This is a genomic window from Roseofilum acuticapitatum BLCC-M154, assembly GCF_030068475.1.
In the GTDB taxonomy this organism is placed as follows: Bacteria; Cyanobacteriota; Cyanobacteriia; order Cyanobacteriales; family Desertifilaceae; genus Roseofilum; species Roseofilum acuticapitatum.
Window position 1 is genome coordinate 1 of record NZ_JAQOSP010000136.1, and the last position, 9,493, is coordinate 9,493.

11 protein-coding genes are annotated in these 9,493 nt (G+C 46.6%); 9 read left to right on the forward strand and 2 right to left on the reverse strand.

Translation table 11 applies throughout. From position 1 onward, the window contains the following. The first annotated feature begins 5 nt into the window (after nt 1-5). Together PMG71_RS21330 and PMG71_RS21335 are read left to right on the forward strand one after the other, a co-directional pair. Nucleotides 6-356: a nucleotidyltransferase family protein gene (locus PMG71_RS21330; RefSeq protein ID WP_347179360.1), complete on the forward strand. Its 351-nt coding sequence runs from the start codon at nt 6-8 to the stop codon at nt 354-356. Continuing rightward, a complete protein-coding gene (locus tag PMG71_RS21335) occupies nt 328-663 on the forward strand; it encodes a HepT-like ribonuclease domain-containing protein (RefSeq protein WP_283755753.1) in 336 nt (111 codons plus the stop codon). Before PMG71_RS21330 ends, PMG71_RS21335 begins: the two co-directional genes overlap by 29 nt. Before the next feature lie 111 nt (nt 664-774). On the opposite strand, the gene PMG71_RS21340 is transcribed toward PMG71_RS21335, so the two are convergent. Both PMG71_RS21340 and mnmA read right to left on the reverse strand, forming a co-directional pair. Continuing rightward, nucleotides 775-969 carry a hypothetical protein gene (locus tag PMG71_RS21340; protein WP_283755754.1) on the reverse strand — a complete coding sequence of 65 codons (195 nt, stop codon included), beginning with the start codon at nt 967-969 and terminating at the stop codon, nt 775-777. A 157-nt stretch (nt 970-1,126) separates the two neighbouring features. Then, entirely contained in the window at nt 1,127-2,188 is a 1,062-nt protein-coding gene (gene mnmA, locus PMG71_RS21345; RefSeq protein ID WP_283755755.1) for a tRNA 2-thiouridine(34) synthase MnmA, read from the reverse strand. Nucleotides 2,189-2,290: 102 nt separating this feature from the next. Here mnmA and PMG71_RS21350 point away from each other — a divergent pair, with 102 nt between their 5' ends. The 7 genes from PMG71_RS21350 (at nt 2,291) to PMG71_RS21380 (ending at nt 9,279) form a co-directional block, all read left to right on the forward strand. Next, nucleotides 2,291-3,028, forward strand: coding sequence for an SPOR domain-containing protein (locus PMG71_RS21350; RefSeq protein ID WP_283755756.1), 738 nt, complete (start codon nt 2,291-2,293; stop codon nt 3,026-3,028). A 20-nt stretch (nt 3,029-3,048) separates the two neighbouring features. Further along, nucleotides 3,049-3,258, forward strand: a complete 210-nt coding sequence (locus tag PMG71_RS21355) for a hypothetical protein (RefSeq protein ID WP_283755757.1) — start codon at nt 3,049-3,051, stop codon at nt 3,256-3,258. Between the two features lie 48 nt (nt 3,259-3,306). After that, complete coding sequence (locus PMG71_RS21360) at nt 3,307-4,275, forward strand: glutathione S-transferase family protein (protein ID WP_283755758.1); 969 nt, start codon at nt 3,307-3,309, stop codon at nt 4,273-4,275. Nucleotides 4,276-4,367: 92 nt separating this feature from the next. After that, the gene (locus PMG71_RS21365; protein ID WP_283755759.1) at nt 4,368-4,781 is read left to right on the forward strand and encodes an element excision factor XisH family protein; all 414 of its coding nucleotides are present in this window, start codon (nt 4,368-4,370) and stop codon (nt 4,779-4,781) included. Next, the gene (locus tag PMG71_RS21370; protein ID WP_283755760.1) at nt 4,769-5,119 is read left to right on the forward strand and encodes a XisI protein; all 351 of its coding nucleotides are present in this window, start codon (nt 4,769-4,771) and stop codon (nt 5,117-5,119) included. Before PMG71_RS21365 ends, PMG71_RS21370 begins: the two co-directional genes overlap by 13 nt. Nucleotides 5,120-5,312: 193 nt before the next feature. Next, nucleotides 5,313-6,848, forward strand: coding sequence for an NAD(P)H-hydrate dehydratase (locus PMG71_RS21375; RefSeq protein WP_283755761.1), 1,536 nt, complete (start codon nt 5,313-5,315; stop codon nt 6,846-6,848). Between the two features lie 106 nt (nt 6,849-6,954). Further along, nucleotides 6,955-9,279 carry a phosphodiester glycosidase family protein gene (locus PMG71_RS21380; protein WP_283755762.1) on the forward strand — a complete coding sequence of 775 codons (2,325 nt, stop codon included), beginning with the start codon at nt 6,955-6,957 and terminating at the stop codon, nt 9,277-9,279. The last annotated feature ends 214 nt before the right edge of the window (nt 9,280-9,493 follow it).

The window sequence follows — 9,493 nt, forward strand, 5'->3', positions numbered from 1 at the left end:
CAAAAATATGCGATCGCCTGCTTGATGAGCGCCTAGGAATTACGCGAGAACAACTGGCTGATTTTTGCCAGCAGTCGGGTATCGTGGAAGTCTCTGTATTTGGCTCGATTCTCCGAGAAGATTTTAACCCAGATAGCGATATCGATCTTTTAGTTGTCTTTGAGGATGAGTTTCGTTCTCGGATGAGTTTAATGGATTTGGTGAAGATACAATATCAATTTGAAGATTGGCTTGATCGCTCGGTGGACTTGATTGAAAAATCTTCAGTCATCGACAGTGATAACTGGATTCGTCGCCAAAATATTCTCAGTACAGCACAGGTAATCTATGAATCGGGACGAATCCTATTTGTTTGATATTGCTAAATTCTGTCGAACGATTCTCCGATTAACCGAGAATATGACAGAAGCCGATTTTGAGCAGGATGAAAGAACACAACTCGCTGTTTTATACGAAATCACAATTATTGGTGAAGTCGTCAAACGTCTTTCACCAGAATTTCGCGATCGCCATGGGACAATTGAGTGGAGACAAATTGCCGGGATGCGCGATCGCTTAGTTCATGACTATGATGAGGTTAAACTCGATCTGGTCTGGCAAGTTGTTCAAACGTATATTCCTGAATTGTTAGCCTACATCACACCACTCTTACCCAGGCAATAACCCGATCGCCAGGTTAGAAACCGGGTTTCTGTCCAGATTCTCAACTCTATCCCAAGTTCTCATAGAAACCCGGTTTCTTTGCACTTTCGCGATCGCCCTCATACCCAAACGCTAGTCTAGTTTAGGTTGACAATCCGTAAAGGATAAAGCCTCTTCATCCAGATAACCGGCGATCGCCATTTCAAGAACCGCCCACACTGGATAGTTCATTTGTTGAGCGCGTCTTAAGAGTCCATCACGAATGGTTTCCGGTAATCCGTCTAAGAAAACTTGTGCTAATTCAGGTGAAAGATGTTCGGAAATCATATCATATCAAGTCTGGTTAAACAGTTGTCATTGCGATCGGAGGGAAGCAATCGCTACAATTAGCGAGATGATCGAGATTGCTTCACTCCACTGCGTTCCGTTCGCAATGACAGACTATAACAGATCCAACGGACTTGATATTACGGGTTGAGAACGTCTAAAGTTTGGACTTGCGTTCAATGATACCACCTCCGAGGAGGCGATCGCCTTCATACCAAACCGCCCCTTGTCCTGGTGTTACCCCAAACTGCGGTTCATCAAAGCGCAAATGCACCCGATTTTCCGGTAAAGGAACCACCGTTACTGGCACGGGTTGCGAACGATAGCGAATCCGCACCTCAGCGCGAATGGGGCTATCCGGTGGCGCAATTGACACCCAATTGACCCGACAAACCGTACACTCTGGATCGGCCGCACTATCGCGGGTTCCCACAATCACCCGATTCATCACCGGGTCAAGATCCACCACATACAACGGTTCCGAATAGGCCACGCCTAAACCGCGCCGTTGGCCAATCGTATAGTGATGAATCCCTTGATGGTGGCCCAACACCTTGCCCCCTTGGTCAACAATATCCCCAGTCTTCTGGTTAATATACTGATCCAAAAACGACTGCATGGAGCCATGGGCTTCCACCAAGCATAAATCTTGACTTTCCGGTTTTTGTGCCGTCGTCAAATTAAACTCAGCCGCTAGGCGACGAGTTTCCGTTTTCGGCGTTTCTCCCAGGGGAAACAACGTAGAAGCCAAAATTTCTTGAGACAAATCATACAAGAAATAGGACTGATCTTTTCGCGGGTCAATGGCCTTCAAAAGCTGATAGCGTCCCGACTGCTCATCAAAGGCAATTCGCGCATAATGACCCGTAGCGATATAATCAATTCCCAGCTCCGATTTTGCATAGTTAATCATCGGGCCAAACTTAACCGCCCGATTACACTGGGAACAGGGTAGAGGCGTAATTCCTTCCCGATACCCCGACACCAAATAATCGATAATATTCTGCTCAAACAACTCGCGACTATCCACAATATAATGGGGAACCCCAAGCTGTTCGCAAATTTTCGCCGCATCCACCATCCCTTCCGAGCAGCACTGTCCCTTCCCCTTCATCAACCAAAGGGTTAAGCCCACAATATCGTATCCTTGATGATGGAGAACTGCTGCGGCAGTAGAACTATCTACCCCTCCGGAGAGTCCGACGACAACCTTTTTCATGGTGGCCACTCAGCTAACGGTGAACAAAAGCATTATTTTTGTGTACCCTTCTAAGGTAACATCTCCCTTGTTTATCGGGAGAATCTGAATTTTTAAGACACTATGAACGACCAAAAACACCATTCAAGACTTAATTGGGTAATCTTTCTGGGAAGCTTGGGATTAGGATTAATGGTTCATCCTAGCGCTCAAGCCCAAGACTTGATCTTACCGCCACCGGTAATTCAACAACAACCGATTAACTTTCCCCCTCCTCCTCCGACTAATGCTATACCCGATATTCCCGGTAACTCTAACCCATCCTATTTACCTGCCAATGCCTATCCCTATAAGGTGGTGATTAATGGCAATTCTCCCCTCTTATTAGAGCAAGTGCAACAGGTAGTCCCCGATGCTTTTTTAACCCAAAGTGGCGGCCGTACAGTGATTCAGGCTGGTGCATTTCGGTTCAGTGCTTCTGCTCAGGAAAGGTTGTCCGAGTTGCGATCGCGGGGTATTTTAGCCCAAGTCGTTACCCTACAAGGGGAAACCCTAGCCGGTGGGCCCTATACTCCCAGTTATCCCCCCCCCATAACCAGCACCCCCACCAATCCTAATCCAGTCTTGGTAGCCAATCAAGGCTATTATGTGGTGATTCCTAGCTCTCCAGAGAATGCTACTCTAATAGCTAATCGCGTGCGGCAAATCATTCCCAATAGTGTGAATGTCACAGCTAAACGGTCTCGTCGGGGAATGCATGTTGCAGTTGGCCCCTATGCTAACCGCAGTGAAGCCGCAGAAGTCATGTCATTTTTACATAATTCAGGGTTAAACAATGCTCGCGTTTACTTTGGTCGTTAAAACCTATTCTTCTTCTATCTATGAGACCCCCAGATGATGACTTTTCTGGATCGGTACAAGGCTGTTTAGGGCAAGTCGTAACTTACCTCGTGGTTGCCGTTGTTCTCTTTTTTCTGGTCTTGTTTGTTTGCAGTTATTTCCATACCACCTTTAATACTGTATTACTGGTTTGGTTGGGATTAATGTTATTTGTCTCTCTTGTGTTTATCCTCAAAATGACTGAAGGTTAAACCCATCTTTTTGCTAAGGGTGTCATTAAATTACAAGGAATATGTATTATGGGTTTAGGATTATTAGTCGATGGTCAATGGGTTTCTCGACGGGAACAATCCGATCGAGAAGGCAATTTTATTCGCCCCCAAACGACATTTAGAGAGAAAATTACAGCCGATGGATCGAGTGGATTTAAGGCTGAATCTGGAAGATATCATCTCTATATTTCTTGGGCTTGTCCTTGGGCCCATCGCACGGCGATCATGAGAAAACTCAAAGGATTAGAATCAGCCATTGGTTTATCGGTGGTCGATCCAGAAATCGATCAAAATGGTTGGGAGTTTTCTGAAGCTCCCGGTTGTATTCCGGATATAATTAATCAGGCTGACTATCTCTGGCAAATTTATCTAAAAGCCGATTCTAACTATAGCGGTCGGGTGACTGTTCCGGTGTTGTGGGACAAGAAAACGGAGACGATTGTTAATAATGAATCGCGGGAAATCATCCGCATGTTGGATACAGAGTTTAATCGGTTTTCGGAACGTCAAGTCACTTTTTACCCAGAAGAATTACGCGATATTATTGATGGAACTATTGATACAATTTATCAACCCATTAATAATGGAGTCTATCGAGCTGGCTTTGCGACAACGCAAGAAGCCTATGAACAAGGGTTAACAGAATTATTTGATGCTTTAGAGCATTGGGATCAGGTGTTAGAACAACAACCTTATTTATGTGGCGATCGCATTACTCAAGCGGATTGGTGTTTATTTACGACCCTGATCCGCTTTGATGTGGTCTATTATGGTCATTTTAAGTGTAATCTCCATCATATTAGCGATTATCCCAATTTATGGAGCTATCTGAAAGAACTCTATCAGGTTCCAGGAGTGGCAGAAACTTGTAATTTTGACCATATTAAGCGCCATTATTATCGCAGTCATCCGGATATTAATCCAACGCGCATTGTCCCTAAAGGGCCGATTTTGGATTTTGAAGCACCTTATGACCGGAATTTGTTGATGCATTGAGGAGATGGGGGAATGGGAGGATCTAGGAGTAGAGAAACTGGCGATCGCTCTCATCGTTCTGTATACTTAAATAGTATTGTTACAGTACAACAATGGCCAAAGACATCTATCATAATGCAGTGAGAGTGGCTCTAGAAAAAGACAGTTGGGTCATTACTGACGATCCGTTGACATTAACGGCAGGCAGACGAGATGTTTTTGTGGATTTGGCAGCCGAAAAAATACTGATGGCAGAACGCCAAGGAGAAAAAATAGCGGTAGAAATAAAAAGCTTTAACAGTCCTTCTTTAGTCAAAGATTTAGAACAAGCGCTCGGACAGTACATTCTTTATGCTAACCTTATGGCGCGTTCCCAACCCGATCGCGCCCTCTATTTAGCCATTCGTGCAGAGACATACGAGGATTTTTTTCAGGAAGAAATTGTGCAAATTATTTTAGCGGATAATCCGATTAAACTCATGGTTTTTGATTCTGAAAAGGAGGAAATTGTCCAATGGAAACATTGACCTTGAAAAAACTCGAAAAATATGGCGATTACATTGAAGGAATCTTCAATGATTATGCTAGAATTAACTATGTCAATGCTGAAATTACAAACACCCCCATTGTCGATCGCGACCGCCATCATTTTCTCTTAGTTAGTGAGGGATGGGAAGGGAAAAAGCGAGTCCATCGAACTCTGGTTCATCTGGAAATTCGTGATGATAAAATCTGGATTCATTTTGATGGGATGGCAGAGAGTGTGGTCGAGCAATTGTTGACACTTGGCGTTCCCAAGGAAGATATTGTTTTAGCTTTTCATCCTCCTCATGTGAGGAAACTGGGTGATTTTGCGATCGCCTGATTTTCTAAAGATGAGCAGGAGTACCTTGCGATCCCCCCTAGCCCCCCTTAAAAAAGGGGGAAATAAAGAAAGTCCCCCTTTTTAAGGGGGATTTTCCGCAAGCGGACATGAAAGGGGGATCAGAATGTGTCCCATAGCAACAAGAATTTCTGTAATATTCTTGTCTTAATTTCAGACTCAGGTTAAATAAACTATGACCGATCGCCAAAACCAAATCTCTGAAGTAGTCGTCACTGCGGCCGAAATGCGAGCCATTGAGAACCGCCTGTTTGCTGCTGGAATGCCGGTGGCGGCGCTGATGGAAAAGGTGGCGGGTTTGGTGACTCGGCGGATGAGGGCTGAATGGGAAAGATTGGGGTTAACCTTGCCTAAAGTGGGTGTAATCGTGGGGCCGGGTCATAATGGTGGGGATGCCTTAGTCATAGCTAGGGAACTCTATCTGCAAGGGTATGATGTGGCGGTGACGCAACCGTTAGGGAAGTTAAAGGAATTGACCCAGAGTCATGCTGAATATGGGAAAAGTTTGGGCATTCCTTGGCTGAGTTTAGAGGAGTTGCTGCAAAGTTGCGATCTTCTGATTGATGGCTTGTTTGGATTTGGTCTAGAGCGCCCCATTTCTGGAGATCTGGCGGAGCAAGTGGCGCAGATTAATCAATCCAAAAAGCGGGTTTTTAGTATCGATCTGCCCTCTGGCATTCATACAGATACGGGGGAAGTTCTCGGTTGTGCGATTCGTGCGGATTATACGTTCTGTTTGGGACTGTGGAAAAGGGCTTGTTTGCAAGATGGGGCGCTTGAGTTTTTGGGAAAGGTGGAGTTAGTTGATTTTGGGATTCCGTTAGGGGATATTGAGGCAGTTTTAGCTGAGTCTTCTCGATGTTATCGGATTACTGGGCAACGGGCGATCGCCGCTTTACCCCTTCCCCGTCCTCTCCTCTTTCATAAATATAAAGCCGGTCATCTGCTCCTGGTGTGCGGTTCCCAGGAATACGCCGGTAGTGCCATTTTAACCGGTTTGGGGGCCCGCGCTTCTGGGGTGGGGATGCTCTCGATCGCCGTTCCCCAAAGCTTAAAACCGCTCTTGGTTCCCCAACTCCCGGAAGCCCTAATTATTCCTTGTCCAGAAACCGACACCGGCGCGATCGCCGAACTCCCCGATACCCTAAACTGGGATAAGTATCAGGCGATCGCCTGCGGGCCCGGAATTACGCGATCGGCCGCCTCCATTCTTCCCCCGCTTCTCCAGACTTCCCAACCCCTGATCCTCGATGCTGACGGTCTAAATCTCCTCTCTGACCTCGGTATTTCCCTCCTCAAGGGGCGATCGGCTCCCACCCTCCTCACCCCCCATGCCGGAGAATTTAAGCGCCTCTTCCCCGAAATTAACCCCACTGGAGACCGCATCCAAGCCGTTCGTGAAGCCAGCCAACAAACCGGGGCGATCGTCCTCCTCAAAGGGGCAAGAACCGCCATAGGTAGCCCCACCGGAACCGTATACCTCAACCCCGAAAGCACCCCAGCCCTAGCGAGAGGGGGTAGTGGCGATGTCCTTACCGGTCTTTTAGGGGGACTCGTTGCCCAACTTCCCCCAGAAATTGCCATTCAGAGCGCTACCTGGTGGCACGCCCAAGCGGGTATTTTAGCCGCTCAAGAGCGCACTGCTCTAGGGGTAGATGCCTTTCACCTGACTCAATACTTAGCCCCTGTTGTACAACGCTTCTTGATGTAGTGGGGGAATGGGGGAATGGGGGAATGGGGGAATGGGGGAAAAGATTCTTGAACCGTTTCAATGTTATCCTAGGAGGTCGTAGAAACTGGGTTAGTTACCCTCCCAAATGGCTTCCTTTCCCGACACCCTCAATCATTGGGCCTTTCCCTTCATCCAAGCATTGCGCGATCGCCGCATCGTCAATGGATTCCCGGACGGAACCTTTCGCCCCGATCGCCCCATGACTCGCGCTGAATATGCCGTCATCTTGCAAGCTGCCCTACAACAACCCAAAAAAAGACCCTATGCCCCATTTATCGACGTTGGAGCTAATTTTTGGGCAACTCCAGCCATCATTTGGGCCTACGAAACTAACTTTATTTCTGGCTTTCCGGGTAATCAATTTCGTCCCCAATCTAACATTACCCGCATTCAGATTATTGTCTCCTTAGTCAGTGGGTTGCGGGTTCATACTCTGGTGGATCAAACCCAACCTCTTGCTCCCCTAGAAGAGATTTATCAAGATGCCTCTAGTGTGCCCCAATATGGGCGCGATGCTCTGCATTTAGCCACCCGCGCTAACCTGGTGGTGAATTATCCCGATCTAGAGATTTTCCAGCCTAACCGAGATGCAACTCGTGCAGAAGTAGCGGCCTTTTTCTATCAATCTTTAGTGCTGTTGGGGAAAGCTGAACCCATTGCCTCAGACTTTATCTTAAAAGTGTTTCCGCCTGGGCCGATTGGGGAAGGAACCCGGATTTCTGTCAATGGCAAAACCTATACAGCCACCTGGAATCAATGGAGTGATGGGATATTGGCGCGAACGGCGATCGCCGATGCTGGGTTAATGCAGAGTATGGGAATTGACTTACTCAACACGGAAAACCCCAGCCAACAACCGATTCAATGGTTTTCACCTCCTATTCCCCTCCCCGCTCAACAGCATCATCATTATCGTCATCTGGATATTACCGACTGGCGCAAACAACAGTCTTTTACCCTCACCGTTAATGGGGATACATTGGTGATGACTAAGCCAATGACGAATGTTACCGGGATACAAACGGAGAAGATTCTTGAGGGCGATCGGGCGATCGGTTTGCGTCTAAAAATTAACCTTACCCAACCCACTCCCTATCAACTCCAACAAGATACATTTGATTGGAAAGTGACCCTAGATACGGCCATTTCCCAAACCATTCTAGACAACTATCAAAACCCCTCAACCGTCACCCCAGAAACGAATCAACCCTCCTCCGAAGAAGTCAATGAAGGAGAAGTAATTGGCGATACTTCTCAACCCTTACGCCCCACCCTGACTGCCAATTCTCAGCATCTTTTAATTGAAGGCAACTTACCCCCCGGACTTTCGGTAAAAGCCATTACCCAAACCAATCCCCACCGCTTAATTCTAGAAATTCGCCCCGATATTCCTCGCAATCGAAATATGATTTGGTTGCCCGGATTGCGCTGGAAAGAGGAATATGTATCATTAGGCTCCGATCGATTTCCAGTGACTTCCTTAACCCTGTCTCCTAATCCAACGCCAAAACTGAATTTAGAGCCGATTTGGACTTATGCCGATACCATGGAAGGTACAACCCCATTATTAAAAATGGGGGACTTTTGTAAAACTCTAGCTGCCATTAATGCAGGCTTTTTTAACCGCAATAACCTATTACCCTTGGGCGCGATTCGTTGGCAAGGAAAATGGTATTCTGGCCCGATCTTGAATCGGGGAGCGATCGCCTGGGATAATCAGGGCGGTTATACCATTGACCGCCTCACCTTAGAAGAAGCAATTACGACATCAACTGGGGCACGCTTTCCCTTAGTTGTTCTCAATAGTGGCTATGTGAAAGGGGGCATTTCTCGCTATACGCCCCACTGGGGAAAGACTTATACGCCTTTAACTGCTGGAGAAGTAATCGTTGTAGTTGAGAATAATGAAGTATCTCGCCATGTAGAAAATACGGAAGCTGTAGATATTCCTGATACGGGGTATTTGCTGGTGTTGCGATCGCTCTCCAGTGCCAAAGCCAGCCTTATGCCCGGCACAACCGTAACCCTAGAAAGTAAAACCAATCCCCCTAACTTTAACAACTTTCCCCATATTATCGGCGGCGGCCCTTTACTGATTAAAAATCAACAAATTCTCGTCGATGCCGAAGCCGAAGGATTTAGTCGTGCCTTTGCCCAACAATCTGCCATTCGCAGCGTTTTCGGAATTACCCAATCCGGTGAATTTATGCTCGTCACCATCCATAACCGCATTGGAGGATTAGGTGCAAGTTTAACCGAAACTGCCCAACTCATGCAGAAACTCGGAGCTATTCACGCCTTAAACTTAGATGGCGGCAGTTCCACCAGTTTAATGTTAGGCGGGCAAATGATTAACCGTCCCCCTTCTACAGCAGCTAGAGTCCATAATGGCTTAGGCATTTTCAGCTAAAGTTATAATAGATTCGATTACAGCAGTTTTCGCTGTTATGTGGGACATCTTGATCCCCCTAAATCCCCCTTAAAAAGCAGGGGGTTTTCAAAGTCCGGGGCAATCTTTAAAAGAAAAGTGAACTTTTCCCGGTAAAATTAAGAAAAGCTCACTTTTTTCCAAAAAATTAAATCATGCTTACTAGCCTAATCGAAGAATTCAAAAAAATCAAGGA